Raw genomic sequence first — 17130 nt, 5'->3', positions numbered from 1 at the left:
TCGCCCTCCCGAAAGGTCTGTAAATTTCCATGTTTCGTGCCGAACTCGATGCCATCGACATCCGTATCCTGAAGGAGCTTCAGGCGGATGGCCGGATGACCAATGTGGAGCTTGCCGCGCGCGCCGGCATTTCCGCGCCGCCCTGCCTGCGCCGCGTGCGCAAGCTGGAGGAGGCGGGTATCATCGAGGGCTATACGGCACTCCTGAACGCGCCGGCGCTCGGCTACGATCTCGTCGCCTTCTGCATGGTCGGGCTCAAGCACCAGTCGGAAGCCAATCTCAAGGCCTTCGCGGCGGCCACCGGCGAATGGCCGATGGTGCGGCAGGCCTGGATGGTGTCCGGCGACAGCGATTACCTGCTGCACTGCGTGGCGGAAAACCTCACCCGCTTCCAGGATTTCGTTATCGAGGAACTGACCGCCAATGCGCAGGTCGATACGGTGCGCACCATGCTGACGATTCGCCAGGTCAAGAAGGTCGGGCTGGTTGCGCTTTAAGCCGGCTCAACGGCCGATCGCGCGGGCATAGACCTCGCCCAGCCGCCGGGCTTCGTTCTCGATCGCAAAATGGGTCGCGACATGGCGCCGTGCCCGTTCGCCGGCGGCCTCACAGCGGGCATCGTCGTCCAGCAGGGCCGCAGCCGCCGAGGTCATCGCCGACAGATCATTTGCGGCGATGAGCGTGCCGGTCTCTTCCGCGCCGCGCACGATCTGCTCGCTGAAGGCCCCCACATCCGTCGCGACGACGGGAACGCCGCTTGCCATCGCCTCGAGCGGGGTGAGGCCGAACCCTTCCCATCGCTGTGGCGCGATGAACAGATCCAGCGCCCGGTACCAGTCATTGATATTGGTGTGCTCGCCGACGAAGAGGATGCGGTCGGACAGGCCGGCATTCTCGACCTTGCGCTTCAGTTCCGCCTCGAAGGCGACGTGCTGCGGCGTGGTCCGGCCCGCGACGATGGCCGACCAGGCTGGCCGTTGCGGCAGCAGCGCGATCATCGCATCGACGAAGAGGTCGGTGCCCTTCTGGTGGCGCACGCGGCCGAAGCAGCCGACGAATTTCCGGCTTCCATCCAGTCCGCAGGCCTTCTTTGCCGCGGCCTTGTCGGCCGGCGGCGAGAAACGGGCGATATCGATGCCGTGCAGGACGACGGTATTGGGGACACGCAGATAGGATGCCGTCTTTTCGCTGGTCGCGACGACCGCATCCATCTTCGAGACGAGGAAACGGGTCCAGCCGCTATGGGCACGCTGCGAGGCGGAAGTGAAGACCAGCCTGAGCTTCATGCGCAACAGATCGCGCATCAGAATGCCCGGCAGCATTTCGAGATTGCGCCGGGCGTGCCAGACACGGAATGGCTTCTGCGCCGGCGCCTTCCAGAGGGAAAGAAGGTGGCGCCAGCGCATCGACGGCAGGCTGGCGGGCAAGCCAGGCCCGAGGGTGGAAACCTTCTGGCCGAGCCGGTTCTGTACGGGGACAAGCTGGATGATCGTGGACGTCACGCCGGACAGCCGCCGCTTGAAATTCGGCGCGATGACCTCGACGTCCTGCATGTCCTTTATGTATGCCATGGAAGGAGGGTTCAGCCCCAGGTCACGGCGAGGATTTCGTAGGCCTTGGCGCCGCCGGGAGCGTTCACCTCGATCGAGTCGCCGACTTCCTTGCCGATGAGGGCGCGGGCGATGGGCGAGGAGATGGAAATGCGGCCCTGCTTCACATCGGCTTCCTGGTCGCCGACGATCTGGTAGACCTTTTCCTCCTCGGTGTCCTCGTCGACCAGCTTCACCCGTGCGCCGAACTTGATCTTGTCGCCGGACATCTTGGAGAGGTCGATGACCTCGGCGCGGGCGACGAAATCCTCCAGCTCCGTGATGCGGCCTTCATTGTGGCTCTGGGCTTCCTTGGCCGCGTGGTACTCGGCGTTTTCCGACAGGTCGCCATGGGCGCGCGCCTCGGCAATCGCTTCAATGATTCGCGGACGCTCTTCCTGCTGACGCCAGCGCAGTTCCTCCTGCAGCTTGACGAAACCGCCCTGAGTCATCGGCACCTTTTCAACCATCTTTATCCCGTCCTTCAGAGTGCGCCACGCGGATTTCGACCCGCGTGAACGCAAAAGAAAACGGTCTCCGGAGAAGAATCCCCGGAACCGTCTGAAACATTCGAACGCCCCTTATAACAGATTGACTGTTCCGAAAGCCAGTTTTTTTGCCGCAGGGGGAAGACGTTCACCGGTCGGAACATTCGCGCAGGGCTTCCGTTAGCCGTTCAGGCAGGAGGCGACAATGGCCATTGACGACACGATTCATCTGGAAGGCAGGATCAACGCACACAGGCGCCTGCTGGTGGAACTCATCTCCGTCATGGCCGCCATTCCCGCGGCGCGCGAGGCGCTTGTCGCCATGGCGCGCGACAATGAAACGGTCATCGACCACGAGGAAGATCCGGGCAGCGACCCCGATCCGGCCTTCGCCGCCCAGCAGATCGCCGATGACGAACTGCGCGCGATCCTCAAGGCGGCGATGGCGCGTCTCGAAACCAGATTGTGAGGAAAGACCATGAGCGTGATGCACAAGATATCCGGTTATTTCAAGCAGCTCGCCGGCGAGGTTTCCGGCAGTCAGGCGCTGCATGACGAAGGCCGCCGCGAAGCGGGCTACCGGGAAAAGGATGAGCAGGTGGTTCCCGTCGCGCCCGTCGCCGTTGCCGGTTCCGGCGATGTGGTATCCGCGCAGACGGGGCGCAGGACGATGGTCGAGGCCGATGCCGCTCCGCAGTTCGCCGTTTCGCAGGCGGGCAGCACCAATGACGGCGTTGTAAGCGCCAAGCCGCGCGTCATCACCGGCAGCGACGATGCCACGGCGCATCGCACGCCGCCCGGAACGCCGGCGCCGGATGCGGATTGGTCGGCCGGCTTCGACGAAAACGCACCGCGGCAGGATAGGCAAGCACCGGTTGCGGATTATTCCGATGTCGAGCAGCTGAAGCTCTACCGGCTCGTTCCGGTCGCGGCGGCTTCCGATACCAACTGGGACAACGCGCCCAACCAGGGTGAAGTCGTGGTGCGCGCCCGTTCCAGCGGCGATGCGCGTGTCGTGGCGGCGGAAGCGGAGCTGGATTTCACAGAAATCGATGCGCTTCCCGGCGACGGCAATTCCACGACGTCGTCGAGCGCCTTCCGCAACGAGAAGCTCTACACCGTCATCGACGAGACGAACCCGTCCTATTCGGTCGACGGTCCGCGCGGGGTCGTCGACGGCACCGTTCGCGTCGACAATATCCGCCCCACCCAGCTTTGAGGAGGCTGTCATGACGCCCCACCAATCCGCAAGAACGGCTGCCAAGCAGCGCGATATCCAGGAGGATGTGGCCAAGGCCGACCGCAAGGGCGGCAGCCAGGAGCCGGAGGCCATGCAGGCCGGCGCGCGCCTTTATCCCGTGCCGCCTTTTCCCGGGCAGCACCAGCCGAAACCCGGCGTGGAGGCGGAGCTCGATCCGCCACCGATGTATGATGCGCCCTTCTACAAGGGATCGGGCAAGCTGGAAGGGAAGGTCGCGCTCATCACGGGCGGTGATTCCGGCATCGGCCGGTCTGTCGCCGTGCTCTATGCGCGGGAAGGGGCTGATATCGCCATCTGCCATCTCGCCGAGGGCCGGGATGCGAAAGACACCATCGCCGCCGTGGAAGCCGAAGGGCGCCGTTGCATCGCCTTTGCCGGCGACGTCAAGGACAAGGCGTTCTGCGTTCAGACGGTGAAATGCGTGGTGCGCGATCTCGGCCGGCTCGATGTGCTCGTCAACAATGCCGCCTTCCAGGTCCACAGCAAGGATATCCTTGACCTCACCGAGGAGCATTTCGACGAGACCCTGAAGACCAATCTCTACGGCTACTTCTATATGGCGCAGGCCGCCATTCCCCATATGGAGCCGGGCTCGGCGATCATCAACACGGGCTCCGTCACCGGGCTTGAAGGGTCGAAGGACCTCATCGACTACTCGACGACGAAGGGCGGCATTCACGCCTTTACCCGTTCGCTTGCCAGCCAGCTGGTGCCGCGCGGCATTCGCGTGAACGCGGTCGCGCCGGGACCGGTCTGGACGCCGCTCAACCCCTCCGACAAGGAAGCCGAGGATGTCTCGAAATTCGGTGCGCAGACGCCGATGAAGCGGCCCGCCCAGCCGGAGGAGCTTGCGCCCGCCTATGTCTTCCTCGCGTCGCCGCAGTGCTCCAGTTACATCACCGGCGAGGTGCTCCCCATCGTCGGCGGCTATTGAGCCGCCGACCCCGCCGTTTTCCGTTGACTCACTTCATTAGAACATATAGTGAACAAATATGAAGAAATCGCTGCAGGAACGTTTGGCCATTCTTTCGGATGCCGCCAAATACGATGCCTCTTGCGCATCGAGCGGAACGGAAAAACGCGACTCCGTGAAGTCGGGAGGCCTCGGCTCCACGGAGGGGGCGGGGATCTGCCATGCTTATGCGCCGGACGGACGGTGCATTTCGCTCTTGAAGATCCTGCTCACCAATTTCTGCGTTTTCGATTGCGCCTATTGCATCAACCGCTCCTCCAGCAATGTGGAGCGCGCGCGCTTCACGCCGGACGAGGTGGTCTGGCTGACGCTGGAATTCTACCGGCGCAATTATATCGAGGGGCTGTTCCTGTCGTCGGGCATCATCCGCTCGCCCGATCATACGATGGGGGAAATGGTGCGGGTGGTGCGTGACCTGCGCACCGTGCACGGCTTTCGCGGTTACATCCACCTCAAGTCCATTCCCGATGCCGCGCCTGAGCTCATCGAGGAGGCGGGGCTCTATGCCGATCGTTTGTCGCTCAATATCGAGCTGCCGACGGATGCCGGAATCGGGCGTTTCGCGCCGGAAAAGCGGCCAGACGGCATTCGGCGTGCCATGGGCGACCTGCGCCGCAAGATCGAGGCGGCCGGCGAACCGACGCTGCGCACGAAGCAGCGCAAGCGGTTCGTGCCCGGCGGCCAGAGCACGCAGATGATTGTCGGTGCCGACGGCGCCGATGATGCGACCATTCTCAAGACCAGCGCGCGGCTTTACGGCAGCTACGGGCTGAAACGGGTCTATTATTCCGCCTTCAGCCCCATTCCCGATGCCTCGCGTGCGCTGCCTCTGATCAAGCCGCCGCTGGTGCGCGAGCATCGGCTGTACCAGGCGGACTGGCTCTATCGCTTCTACGGCTTCGGGGTAGACGAGATCACCTCGGCAACCGGCGGCATGCTCGATCTCGACATGGATCCCAAGCTTGCCTGGGCGCTCGCCAACCGTGCGCGCTTTCCCGTCGATGTGAACCGGGCGGAGCGCGAGATGCTTTTGCGGGTTCCAGGCATGGGCACCAAGACGGTGACGGCCATCCTGTCCAGCCGGCGTTTCCGGCGCCTGCGGATGGAGGACCTGGCACGGCTCGGCGTTTCGCTGCGCAAGGTGCGCGCCTTCATCGAGGCGGAAGGCTGGACGCCGCGGCACCTTGCAGACCGCGCGGACCTGAAGACGCTGTTTGCGCGCAAACCGGAACAGCTTTCGTTGCTCTGATGCACACGATCCCTCTCCTTGGCCGGGGTGATTTTTCCGAATGGCGCGATGCCGCGCGCGCACTCGCTGCCGCCGGCATCTCGCCGCGCGAGGTCGACTGGCGGGTCAACGGATCGGAAGAGCTGTTCGAGGTCGCGGCCCCCGAATTGCCCGCGCCTTCAGCCACGGCGCCGCCGCTCACCGTGCCGCCGGCCTTCCTGCCGCTGGCCGAGGCGGTCGTCTGTCATACGGAGCCGGGCCGGTTCCATCTGCTCTACCGGCTGCTCTGGCGGCTGCAATCCGACAAGCGGCTGCTGGAGCTTTCGGCCGACAAGGATGTCGCCTGGGTGCGGATCCTGGCCAAGAACATCCATCGCGACAGCCACAAGATGACGGCCTTCGTGCGTTTCAAGGAAATCCCCGGCGGGGTGGAGGGGCGGCGGCGCTTCTTCGCCTGGTTCGAACCGTCGCATTTCATCGTGGCCCGCACCGCCCCCTTCTTCCGGCGGCGCTTTGCCGACATGGACTGGATCATCGCCACGCCCAAGGGGACGGCGAGCTGGGATGGCGAGAGCCTGATCTTCGATACACGTCCGGGCGACAATCCCGGCCATGGCGACCCGACGGACGATCTGTGGCGAACCTATTATGCCAGCATCTTCAACCCGGCGCGGCTGAAGCTGAAGGCCATGCAGGCGGAGATGCCGAAGAAATACTGGCGTCATCTGCCGGAAGCCGACCTGATCCCGGAACTCATCGCCAATGCCGAGGCGAATGTGCGCGCCATGGCCGAGCGCGCGGCAAGCGACCCGCCGCTCTTCCACTATCGCCTGCGCGAGAATGCGCCGGCGCTGCCGCAGATCGTGCCGGCCGAGGCCGACACCATCGAGGGGCTACGCGAGGAGGCGCGCCGCTGCCAGCGTTGTCCATTGCATTGTACGGCCACCCAGACCGTGTTCGGGGAGGGGCCGCCCGATGCCCGCATCATGATGGTCGGCGAGCAGCCGGGCGACCAGGAGGACCTGGCCGGCCGCCCCTTCGTCGGCCCGGCGGGCAAGGTGTTCGACGCCGTGTTGAAAGAGGCCGACATCGCGCGCGATACGCTTTACCTCACCAATGCGGTGAAACACTTCAAATACGAGCCGCGCGGCAAGCGCCGTATCCACCAGAAGCCCGACCGCAACGAAATCGAACATTGCCGCTGGTGGCTGGCCAAGGAGGTGGAGCTCGTCAAGCCGAAGCTCATCGTGGCGCTCGGCGCCACCGCCGTCTTTGCGCTCAGCGGCGAACGCAAGCCGCTCAGCCAGTTGCGCGGCAAGCCGATCACCATGCAGGGCGAGGTCGTGCTCTACCCGACCATCCACCCATCCTTCCTGCTGCGCCTGCCGGATGAAGCCGAACGCAAACGGCAACACAGCCTCTTCATCGAGGACATGCAGATGGTGCGGCATCTCTCGGAGACGATGGCGGCCTAGGTGGCCGATCCATATCGTTGTGGCAGTTATCCTTGGGAGGCGCTTACCCCCTCATCCGGCCTTTCGGCCACCTTCTCCCCACGGGGAGAAGGGGAAATGAGACGTAGCATCCTTCTCCCCGGCGGGGAGAAGGTGCCGGAAGGCGGATGAGGGGCCGGTTCGGCCCGCCTTGTTGTCAGAAATACGCCTGCAACGGACGCACTTCGAGCTGGCCCTGCTTGAGGGCCTGGATGGCCTGGGCGGCGGCAAGCGCGCCGGCCATGGTCGTGTAGTAGGGCACCTTCTGCATCAGCGCGGCGCGGCGCAGCGACTTCGAATCGGAAATCGCCTTGTTGCCGTCGGTCGTGTTGATGACCAGCTGGACCTGGCGGTTGCGGATGGCATCCTCGATATGCGGACGGCCTTCCTGCACCTTGTTGATCTTGATGGCCTCGATGCCCTTTTCGGCGAGGAAGCGGGCGGTGCCCGACGTTGCCATCACCTTGAAGCCGATGCCCGTCAGGATGTTGATGGCGGCGAGCACGCGGTCCTTGTCCTCGTCGCGCACCGACACGAAGACCGTGCCTTCGCGCGGCAGGTCGACGCCGGCGCCGAGCTGCGACTTGGCGAAGGCCAGCGCGAAGTCGGTGTCGAGGCCGATGACCTCGCCGGTCGAGCGCATTTCCGGGCCGAGCAGCGTGTCGACGCCCGGGAAGCGGGCGAACGGGAACACGGCTTCCTTGACGGCGATGTGCTTGAGGTTGCGCGGGTCCGGCTTCTTGCCATAGGCGGCAATCGCCGCGTCGAGGCCTTCACCGGCCATGACGCGGGCGGCGATCTTGGCGATCGGCGCACCGATGGTCTTGGCGACGAAGGGCACGGTGCGCGAGGCGCGCGGGTTGACTTCCAGAACGTAGATCGTGCCGTCCTTGATGGCATATTGCACGTTCATCAGGCCGCCGACATTGAGCGCCTTTGCAAGGGCTTTCGTCTGGCGCTCCAGCTCGTCGACGATCTCGTTGGAGAGCGTGTGGACCGGCAGCGAGCAGGCCGAGTCGCCCGAATGGATGCCGGCTTCCTCGATATGCTCCATGATGCCGGAGACGAAAACGTCCTTGCCGTCACAAAGCGCGTCGACGTCGACTTCCACGGCATTCGACAGGTAGCTGTCGAAGAGCAGCGGGTTCTTGCCGAGCAGCGTGTTGATCTGGCCGGTCTTGTCGTTCGGGTAACGCTGCTTGATGTCCTCGGGCACCAGTTCCGGCACCGTGTCGAGCAGGTAGGTCTGCAACATCGATTCCGAATGGATGATCTGCATGGCGCGGCCGCCGAGCACGTAGGACGGGCGCACGACCAGCGGGAAGCCGATCTCGCCTGCGATCAGGCGGGCCTGCTCGACCGAGTAGGCGATGCCGTTGTTCGGTTGGGTCAGGTCGAGCTTCTGGAGCAGCTTCTGGAAGCGATCGCGGTCTTCGGCCAGGTCGATCATGTCGGGTGCGGTGCCGAGGATCGGGATGCCGTTCTTTTCCAGCGCTTCGGCGAGCTTCAGTGGGGTCTGGCCGCCGAACTGCACGATGACACCGACGAGTTCGCCATTGGTCTGCTCGGCCTTCAGGATCTCGATCACGTCTTCGGCCGTCAGCGGCTCGAAGTAGAGACGGTCCGACGTGTCGTAGTCGGTTGAGACGGTTTCCGGGTTGCAGTTGACCATGATCGCCTCATAGCCGGCATCCTTCAGCGCGAAGGCGGCGTGGCAGCAGCAATAGTCGAACTCGATGCCCTGGCCGATGCGGTTCGGGCCGCCGCCGAGGATGACGACCTTCTTGCGGTCGGAAATGCCGGCTTCCGAGCGCGTGGCGCCGGCGAATGGCGTCTCGTAGGTCGAGTACATATAGGCGGTCGGCGAGGCGAATTCGGCGGCGCAGGTGTCGATGCGCTTGAAGACCGGGCGTACGTCGAGGCCGTTGCGGAGTTCCGCGACTTCCTTCGGACGCTTGCCCGAGAGCGTGGCGAGGCGGGCGTCGGAGAAGCCCATGGCTTTCAGCATGCGCAGGTTTTCGGCGTCCGCGGGCAGTCCGTGCTCGCGGATGCGCGCTTCCATGTCGACGATGGCCTTGAACTGCTCGAGGAACCACGGGTCGATCTTGGAGCCTTCGTGCACTTCCTCGAGCGACAGGCCGAGGCGCAGCGCCTGGGCGACCATGCGCAGGCGGTCCGGCGTCGGCGTGGAGATGGCGGCGCGGATGGCGTTCTTGTCGTTGCCGTCGCCGAGGCCGGGGATCTCGATCTCGTCCAGGCCGGTCAGGCCGGTTTCGAGCCCGCGCAGCGCCTTTTGCAGCGATTCGGCGAAGGTACGGCCGATGGCCATGACCTCACCGACCGACTTCATGGCGGTGGTCAGCGTCGGCTCGGCGCCGGGGAACTTTTCGAAGGCGAAGCGCGGGATCTTCGTCACGACATAGTCGATCGACGGTTCGAAGGAGGCCGGGGTCGCGCCGCCGGTGATGTCGTTCTCCAGCTCGTCGAGCGTGTAGCCGATGGCGAGCTTGGCCGCGATCTTGGCGATGGGAAAGCCGGTGGCCTTGGAGGCCAGCGCCGACGAGCGCGAAACGCGCGGGTTCATTTCGATGACGACGAGGCGGCCGTTCTTCGGGTTGACGGCGAACTGCACGTTCGAGCCGCCGGTCTCCACGCCGATCTCGCGCAGAACCGCAATCGAGGCGTTGCGCATGATCTGGTATTCCTTGTCCGTCAGGGTCAAGGCCGGCGCGACGGTGATACTATCGCCCGTGTGCACGCCCATCGGGTCGATGTTCTCGATGGAGCAGATGATGATGCAGTTGTCCGCCTTGTCGCGGACGACCTCCATCTCATACTCCTTCCAGCCGAGCACGGATTCTTCGATCAGCACTTCGGTGGTCGGCGAGGCGTCGAGGCCGGAATTGACGATCTCGAAGAATTCCGAGCGGTTGTAGGCGATGCCGCCGCCGGTGCCGCCGAGCGTGAAGGACGGGCGGATGATGGCGGGCAGGCCGATCTCGTCGAGCGCCTGAGCGCCGATCGCCATGGCGTGGCTCATATAGCGCTGCTTGCGGTCGGTCTCGCCGAGGTTCCACTGGTTTTCCAGCTCGTCCAGCGCCTTGTCGAGCGCATCGCCGGACAGTTCGGCCTTGAGCTTGGCGCGCTCGGCCTCATGAACCTTGCGGTCCTGGTCCTTGATCTCGGTGGCGTTGGCGAGCAGCGACTTCGGCGTTTCCAGGCCGATGCGGGCCATGGCTTCGCGGAAGAGCGCGCGGTCCTCGGCCATGTCGATGGCGGCGGGCTTGGCGCCGATCATCTCGACATTGTAGCGGTCGAGAACGCCCATGCGCTTCAAGGAGAGCGCGGTGTTGAGCGCCGTCTGGCCGCCCATGGTGGGCAGCAGCGCGTCCGGCCGTTCCTTGGCGATGATCTTGGCGACGACCTCGGGCGTGATCGGCTCGACGTAAGTGGCGTCGGCCAGGCCCGGATCGGTCATGATCGTTGCCGGGTTGGAGTTCACGAGGATGACCCGGTAGCCTTCCTCTTTCAGCGCCTTGCAGGCCTGCGTGCCGGAATAATCGAATTCACAGGCCTGACCGATGACGATCGGCCCCGCGCCGATGATGAGGATCGATTTCAAATCTTGGCGCTTGGGCATATCTCTATCCGTTCTTCCGCTTTGCCGCGTGCGCGAAAAACCGGCATGGCGATGGGTTCACCGGGCCGGGCGCGCAAAAGTGGTCTTTCAAGGCTAGAAGCGGCTTATAGGCAAATGCAGGGGCGAGCGGAACCCCGAAAATTGCCCCGTCGACAGGAAAAATGCGGCGCGCCGGATCAGCCGCTCGGGGCGGCGGCGGGAGGGCGCGCGCTCCCCGCGCCGGAGCGGGGAGCGGCTGGCCTCAATTCTTCGCCAGAATGGCCGGCAGTTCGGCGAGGATGCCGTCGCGGGCGCGCAGGCTGGTGCGCGGTTCCTCCTTCTTCTCGTCCTGCAACAGACGGGCGAAAACGACGGTGCGGTCGTCGCGCCGCGCCCAGCCGACATACCAGCCCCAGGGCCTCGCATAATCGAAATTGCCGTCCGCCTTGCGGGGATAGGCCATGCCGGTCTTGCCCTGCACGCGCCAGCCGTCGGCAATGTCCTTTCCTTCGACGATCTCCATGGCCGCGTCCATGGCATCGGCGGAGACGGGCAGTTCGTGATTGACGAGCTTGGCCAGGAACGCGACCTGCTCGCGCGGCGATATTTTCAAAGAGGACGCGATCCAGGCCCGCTCCAGCCCGTTGTCCTTGCCGGGATCGCCCGTCATGTCGCCATTGCCGTAGCCGAAGGCATCCGCATAGTCGCGCAGCTGCTCGTAGCCGAGGAATTCGGTAATGCGCTGCGAATACCAGACGACCGAAAATTCCATCCAGCGCTTCGGCGTTGTCGGCTGGCGCCAGTTGTCGCCGCCCCAGTCCGGATAGCCCTTCATGAAGGGCAGGACCGGTTCCTCCGCATTTTCCAGAAAGCCGGCGTCGTAGCCCATCACGGCGAGCGGCACCTTGAAGGTGGAGGCGGGCGTCACGCGCGTCTTGCAGTCGCCCTTCTCCAGAATCACCGCGCCGTCTGCGGCATCGGTCACGATGGTACAAATAATGCGGGCTTCGGCCGGCGTGCAGAGGCTTGCAGCCAGCAGGGCGCTGGCCGCGAAAAGACGGATATCCATCACGGTTTCCTTGAATTCTGAATGACTTGCGTATTGTGGATAGCAATGATCTGATGCCGGGACAAAAGATCAATACTGGTCTTAGCCATTAGGAAAATTGGGGCATTGCCATGGTTCGGCCCTATCTGCCGCTGAACGCCTTCCGCGCCTTCGAGGCGTCGGCGCGCCATCTGTCCTTCACGCGCGCCGCCATCGAGCTGAACGTGACGCAGGCGGCGGTCAGCCACCAGGTGAAGAGCCTGGAGGAACAGCTGAACGTCGTGCTCTTCAAGCGGCTGCCGCGCGGGCTGATGATCACCGCGGAGGGCGAGAGCCTGTTGCCGGTGCTGCGCGACAGTTTCGATCGCATGGCCGATGTCGTGGAGCGGTTCCGGGGCGGTCATGTGCGGGAAATCCTGACGGTCGGCGCGGTCGGCACCTTCGCCGTCGGCTGGCTTCTGCCGCGCCTTGCTGCATTTCGCGAGCGCCATCCCTTCGTGGAAATCAGGCTTTCGACCAACAACAACCGTGTCGACCTCGCGGCCGAAGGGCTCGATTTCGCCATCCGCTTCGGGGCGGGCGCGTGGCACGGCACGGATGCCGTCAGGCTGTTCGATGCGCCGCTTTCCGTGCTCGCCATCCCCGCCATCGCGCGCGGGCTGAAAACGCCGGAGGATCTGCTCGGCCTGACGCTGCTGCGCTCCTATCGGCGGGACGAGTGGACACGCTGGTTCGAGGCCGCCGGCCTGCCGCGCACCCCGCCGCCGCAGAACGCCATCGTCTTCGACACCTCGCTTGCCATGATGGAGGCGGTGCTGCAGGGGGAGGGCGTGGGCCTTGCTCCGCCGCTGATGTTTTCCCGGCTGCTTTCGGCCGGCACCGTCGTCCAGCCCTTCGACACCAGCGTCGCGCTCGGCAGCTACTGGCTGACCCGCCTGCAATCGCGCAGCCTCACCCCCGCCATGTCGGCTTTCGCGGCATGGCTGGAGGAGACCGTGGCGGCCGAGGCGCTTGCCTAGGCTCGACGTCCTGGCATGACCAGCACCTTCACCTCTCCCGGCCGCGGCGGGTTCGCCAAAGCGTCCGGCAGGGCATCGAGGCCGATGCGGCGCGAGATCAGCGGCTCGACCCGGATCGTTCCCTCCGCGATCAGGGCGGCGGCGCGGGCATGGGTATCGGGATTGAGGAAGGCGGTCAGCACGCGCACTTCCCGGAACAGCAGGTCGAAAGGCTCGATGGCGACCGCCTCGCCCTGCGGCATCACGCCGAGAATGACGACGGTGCCGCCGTTGCGCGCCAGTTTCGGCGCGTCCGCCATGGTCTCCGCCACGCCGGCGCATTCGATGACGACATCCGCGCCGCCGGGAAGCAGGCCATCGGGACCGCCGATACCCTCGATGACATGGCCGCTGCCGGGATCGAAGGACGCGGTTGCCCCGGTTGCTTCCGCCAGCTGACGGCGTGCGGCCTGGCGGGTGACGAGGACGACGGATGTCGCGCCCGCCAGCCTTGCGAGCTGCACCACCAACATACCGATGACGCCGCCACCCAGCACTATAACGGAACCGCCCGGCCGGATGCCGGCCATGTCGATGCCGTGCAGGCAGCAGGCCAGCGGCTCGCAGAACGCGCCATGTTCCGGCGGCAGGGACAGCGGCAGTTCATGGGCCTGCCTTTGCGGCACCAGCACATAGTCCGCAAAGCCGCCGTCGCGGTGGATGCCGATGGCCTCCAGGTTCTCGCACAGATTGATGCGGCCGCGCCGGCACTGCACGCATCGCCCGCAATGGATGTTGGGATTGCCGGTGATGCGCATGCCGGGGCGGAAATCGATGACGGCCTCGCCGACGGCCTCCACGATGCCGGAGAATTCGTGGCCGAGCGTCACCGGAGGCCTGCAGGGGAACGTGCCGTGCAGGAGGTGGCGGTCGGTGCCGCAGATGCCGGCGGCTTCGACCCGCACGAGCAGTTCGTCCGGGCCGGGTGAGGGCGTTTCCACCGCGCGCACGTGAAATTCGCCGATCGCTTCGAGCCGCGCCGCCTTCATGCCGTCCTCCCTTTTCCTCGCCGCCGATTGGATCGGGGAAGGCGCGCGCGGTCAAGTCATGTCAGGTTGCGGCGGCGCTCCAGTTCGGCCTCGGTCGGCGTGTCGAACTCGAAGGAGCCGGTCGCGACATCGCCGGCGCGGGTATAGCGGCTGATGACGATGCCGTTCTGGCTCGTCCTGGAGCTTTCAAGGGTGAGGGCGCGCGGGAAGGAGGCATCCCCGAAGAGGCGCTTGCCCTTGCCGAGGATGACGGGGAAGACGAAGACGTTGATCTCGTCGACAAGGTCGTTTTCGAACAGGGTCCTAAGGAAATCGGCCGAGCCCTGCGTGAGGAGATCCGGCCCGTCGCCGCCCTTGAGCGCCTTCACGGCCGCGACGGCATCGGCGCCGAGCGTCCGGCTGTTCTGCCAGGTCGTGCGGAAGGCCGGGTTGCGGGTCGCGACATATTTGGTCACACGGTCGAAGAGCGGGCCGATCGGGTCGTTCGCATCCGCATAGGGCCAATGGGCCGCGAAGATGTCGTAGGTCTTTCGGCCGAGCAGCAGGTCGAAGGGGCGGGCGAACAGCTCGTCGATGACGGCGCCCGCCGTCTCGTCGAAATAGGGCGCGACCCAGCCCCCGAAGCGGAAGCCGCCGATGGGATCCTCCTGCGGCCCGCCCGGCGCCTGCATGACGCCATCGAGACTGATGAATGCACTGACGATGAGCTTTCGCATGGGGTTACTCCTGGCCCTGATCGATGGATGATATCCAAAGACGATCGATGCGGCGACTGGCCGACAGGGTCGACGAAAAATCTTTGCAGTGCCGCTTCGGAGACGGCGCCGGGCGCTCGCTTTTCGTTTTGCAAGCGGGCCCGGCACGCCCTATAAGCTGTTGCTGAGGAACGAATTCGTGTCGTGAACGTTCGTCGCCAATTCAATGCGGGGAAATGCGCCATGGAATGGAAAGGTCGTCGCCAGTCGGACAATATCGAGGACCAGCGCGGAGCCGGGCCTTCCATGGGTGGCGGCAACCCGTTCGGCCGCGGCGGCGGGTTCCGCATTCCCATGGGCGGCGGGCGTCGTGCCGGCGGCGGCATGAGCATCGGCACGATCATCTTCCTCGTGGTGATCTATTTCATCTTCAAGGCCATGGGCATCGACCTGCTGCAGGTCATGGGCAATGGCGGCCAGGTCAGCGTGCCGGGTGTCGAGCAGACGGAAAGCGCCAACCGGCGCACCTCGCCGCAGGAAGAGGAAACCAAGGCCTTCATGGCGACGGTTCTGGCCGAGACGGAAGATACCTGGAACGGCATCTTCCAGGCGGCCGGCGAGCGCTACGAGGAGCCCAAGATGGTGCTCTTCTCCGGTTCGGTCCAGTCAGCCTGCGGCTTTGCGTCGGCGGCATCCGGCCCGTTCTATTGCCCCGGCGACCGCAAGGTCTATCTCGACATGAGCTTCTTCGACGAGCTTGCCAGCAAGTTCGATGCGGCCGGCGATTTCGCCCAGGCCTATGTCGTCGCCCATGAGGTCGGCCATCACGTGCAGAACCTCACCGGCGTGCTGCCGCGCTTCAACCAGCAGCGCCAGCGCATGAGCCAGGAGGAAGCCAACCAGATGTCGGTCCGCGTCGAGCTTCAGGCGGATTGCTATGCCGGCATCTGGGGCAAGTACACGCAGCAGAAGGGCCTGCTGGATGCGGGCGACCTCGACGAGGCGCTGAACGCCGCCACCCAGATCGGCGACGATACGATCCAGAAGCGCATGCAGGGCTATGTCGTGCCCGAGAGCTTCAACCACGGCACGTCCGAACAACGCCGCCGCTGGTTCAAGCGCGGCTTCGATACCGGCCGCGTCGATCAGTGCGACACCTTCAAGGGCGACGTCTGATCCCGTCGATCCATCGTCAACGAAAACCCTCCGGTCTGCCTGGCCGGAGGGTTTTTTCGTTGGAGCGGCCGGCGATTTGCGATGTTCATGGATTGTTTCGCCCGGAAAACTGAAATAGAAGTCGCGGCCTGACATTTCCGCGCCCGATGGCGGGTGTTTTCGTTCGAGGTCTCTTCATGGTCGATGCCAGGTCCACCCGGCGCGGGCTCTTTCTCGTCTTCATGATCATGTTCCTCGACGTGATCGGCATCGCCATCGTCGTGCCGGTGCTGCCCACCTATCTGCATGAACTGACCGGCGACGATATCAGCCAGGCGGCCATCGACGGCGGGTGGCTGCTGCTCGTCTATGCCGGCATGCAGTTCCTCTTCGCGCCGCTCATCGGCAATCTCTCGGATCGCTTCGGGCGCCGGCCGGTGCTTTTGGCCTGCATCCTGACCTTCGCCGTCGACAACCTGATCTGCGCGCTGGCGACGAGCTACTGGATGCTGTTTGCCGGCCGCGTGCTGGCGGGCATCAGCGGAGCGAGCTTCTCGACGGCCGCCGCCTTCATCGCCGATGTCTCCGACGACGAGACGCGGGCGAAGAATTTCGGCCTGATGGGCATCGCATTCGGAACCGGCTTCGTGATCGGACCCGTGATCGGCGGCGTGCTCGGGGAATTCGGCCCGCGCATCCCCTTCTACGGCGCCGCCGCGATCGCCTTCCTCAATTTCGTCGCCGCCTGCATCCTGCTGCCGGAAAGCCTCGCGCCGAAGAACCGCCGCCGGTTCGAACTCGCCCGCGCCAATCCGCTCGGCGCGCTGCTTCAGATGCGCAACCATCCCGGCGTGCTGTGGGTGGGCGTCGTGCTGTTCTGCTACGGGCTGGCGCATGCCGTCTATCCGGCCGTCTGGCCCTTCGTCGCCGCCTTGCGCTACGGCTGGAGCGAAGGCCAGATCGGCCTGTCGCTCGGCGTCTTCGGCATCGGCGGGGCGCTGGTCATGGGCTTCGTGCTGCCGCGCATCGTGCCGCGCATCGGCGAATACCGCACGGCGGTCGTCGGCATCTGCTTTTCCGTCCTCGGCCTTTGCGGCTATGCCGCGGCCTGGCAGGGCTGGATGGTCTATGTGGTGATCGTGCTGACGGCGCTCGAAAGCCTCGCCGACCCGCCGCTGCGCTCGATAGCGGCGGCACGCGTTCCGCCATCCGCGCAGGGCGAGTTGCAGGGTGCGCTCACCAGCATATCCAGCATCACCACCGTCATCGGTCCGCTGCTCTTCACCCAGGCCTTCAGCTACTTCACCGGCCCGAAGGCGCCGGTCACCTTTGCCGGCGCGCCCTATGCGCTGGCGGCAGCGATCCTGTTCATCGGGCTCATCGTCTTCATCACGACGTTGCGCGGCGCGGGCGCGGGCCCAAAGGCGAAAACGGCGCCGGAAACGGCTTGAAGGCGCTTTCAATCGTGACATTTCGACGAAAACCGTGCGGAAGCGGCCTGTTTCGGGCCGCTTTTCGTCTTTTTGATCAAAGC

15 protein-coding genes are annotated in these 17130 nt (G+C 65.0%); 9 read left to right on the top strand and 6 right to left on the bottom strand.

What is annotated here, in order from left to right; translation table 11 throughout:
- Positions 1-29: 29 nt before the first annotated feature.
- Positions 30-497, top strand: coding sequence for an Lrp/AsnC family transcriptional regulator (locus tag GR158_RS02170; protein WP_134647111.1), 468 nt, complete (start codon positions 30-32; stop codon positions 495-497).
- 6 nt (positions 498-503) lie between these two features.
- Here the strand turns inward: GR158_RS02170 and GR158_RS02165 are convergent, their stop codons facing one another.
- Positions 504-1571 (bottom strand): glycosyltransferase family 4 protein, encoded by a 1068-nt coding sequence (locus GR158_RS02165; protein WP_202402117.1) that lies wholly within the window; start codon positions 1569-1571, stop codon positions 504-506.
- An 11-nt stretch (positions 1572-1582) separates the two neighbouring features.
- A complete protein-coding gene (gene greA, locus GR158_RS02160) occupies positions 1583-2059 on the bottom strand; it encodes a transcription elongation factor GreA (RefSeq protein WP_134647113.1) in 477 nt (158 codons plus the stop codon).
- A 223-nt stretch (positions 2060-2282) separates the two neighbouring features.
- Here greA and GR158_RS02155 point away from each other — a divergent pair, with 223 nt between their 5' ends.
- From GR158_RS02155 to GR158_RS02135, 5 genes are all read left to right on the top strand, one after another.
- A complete protein-coding gene (locus tag GR158_RS02155) occupies positions 2283-2546 on the top strand; it encodes a hypothetical protein (protein WP_134647115.1) in 264 nt (87 codons plus the stop codon).
- Between the two features lie 432 nt (positions 2547-2978).
- Positions 2979-3296 carry a hypothetical protein gene (locus GR158_RS25590; protein WP_134647268.1) on the top strand — a complete coding sequence of 106 codons (318 nt, stop codon included), beginning with the start codon at positions 2979-2981 and terminating at the stop codon, positions 3294-3296.
- A 10-nt stretch (positions 3297-3306) separates the two neighbouring features.
- Positions 3307-4272, top strand: a complete 966-nt coding sequence (locus GR158_RS02145) for an SDR family oxidoreductase (protein ID WP_160869669.1) — start codon at positions 3307-3309, stop codon at positions 4270-4272.
- A gap of 58 nt (positions 4273-4330) precedes the next feature.
- Positions 4331-5560, top strand: a complete 1230-nt coding sequence (locus GR158_RS02140; RefSeq protein ID WP_160869667.1) for a putative DNA modification/repair radical SAM protein — start codon at positions 4331-4333, stop codon at positions 5558-5560.
- A complete protein-coding gene (locus tag GR158_RS02135) occupies positions 5560-7014 on the top strand; it encodes a UdgX family uracil-DNA binding protein (protein WP_160869665.1) in 1455 nt (484 codons plus the stop codon). The genes GR158_RS02140 and GR158_RS02135 overlap by 1 nt, the downstream gene beginning before the upstream one ends.
- Positions 7015-7189: 175 nt before the next feature.
- Here the strand turns inward: GR158_RS02135 and carB are convergent, their stop codons facing one another.
- Together carB and blaOXA are read right to left on the bottom strand one after the other, a co-directional pair.
- The gene (carB, locus tag GR158_RS02130; RefSeq protein WP_160869663.1) at positions 7190-10672 is read right to left on the bottom strand and encodes a carbamoyl-phosphate synthase large subunit; all 3483 of its coding nucleotides are present in this window, start codon (positions 10670-10672) and stop codon (positions 7190-7192) included.
- Positions 10673-10913: 241 nt separating this feature from the next.
- Entirely contained in the window at positions 10914-11720 is an 807-nt protein-coding gene (gene blaOXA / locus GR158_RS02125; protein ID WP_160869661.1) for a class D beta-lactamase, read from the bottom strand.
- Between the two features lie 110 nt (positions 11721-11830).
- On the opposite strand from blaOXA, the gene GR158_RS02120 reads away from it, so the two are divergent.
- The gene (locus GR158_RS02120; protein ID WP_134647126.1) at positions 11831-12718 is read left to right on the top strand and encodes a LysR family transcriptional regulator; all 888 of its coding nucleotides are present in this window, start codon (positions 11831-11833) and stop codon (positions 12716-12718) included.
- Here GR158_RS02120 and GR158_RS02115 read toward each other — a convergent pair.
- Positions 12715-13746 carry a zinc-dependent alcohol dehydrogenase family protein gene (locus GR158_RS02115; RefSeq protein WP_160869659.1) on the bottom strand — a complete coding sequence of 344 codons (1032 nt, stop codon included), beginning with the start codon at positions 13744-13746 and terminating at the stop codon, positions 12715-12717. The two genes, GR158_RS02120 and GR158_RS02115, sit on opposite strands and share 4 nt — an antisense overlap.
- Before the next feature lie 56 nt (positions 13747-13802).
- On the bottom strand, positions 13803-14462 hold the full coding sequence (locus GR158_RS02110) for a dihydrofolate reductase family protein (RefSeq protein ID WP_160869657.1): 660 nt from the start codon (positions 14460-14462) through the stop codon (positions 13803-13805).
- 222 nt (positions 14463-14684) lie between these two features.
- Here GR158_RS02110 and GR158_RS02105 point away from each other — a divergent pair, with 222 nt between their 5' ends.
- Together GR158_RS02105 and GR158_RS02100 are read left to right on the top strand one after the other, a co-directional pair.
- A complete protein-coding gene (locus GR158_RS02105; protein ID WP_134647132.1) occupies positions 14685-15617 on the top strand; it encodes a neutral zinc metallopeptidase in 933 nt (310 codons plus the stop codon).
- A 176-nt stretch (positions 15618-15793) separates the two neighbouring features.
- Positions 15794-17047 carry a TCR/Tet family MFS transporter gene (locus tag GR158_RS02100; protein ID WP_160869655.1) on the top strand — a complete coding sequence of 418 codons (1254 nt, stop codon included), beginning with the start codon at positions 15794-15796 and terminating at the stop codon, positions 17045-17047.
- Positions 17048-17130: the final 83 nt, after the last annotated feature.

It is taken from the genome of Shinella sp. AETb1-6 (assembly GCF_009826875.1).
Taxonomy (GTDB): domain Bacteria; phylum Pseudomonadota; class Alphaproteobacteria; order Rhizobiales; family Rhizobiaceae; genus Shinella; species Shinella sumterensis.
Note: the sequence above shows the minus strand (reverse complement) of the source record. Positions and strands in the feature narration are given on the sequence as shown.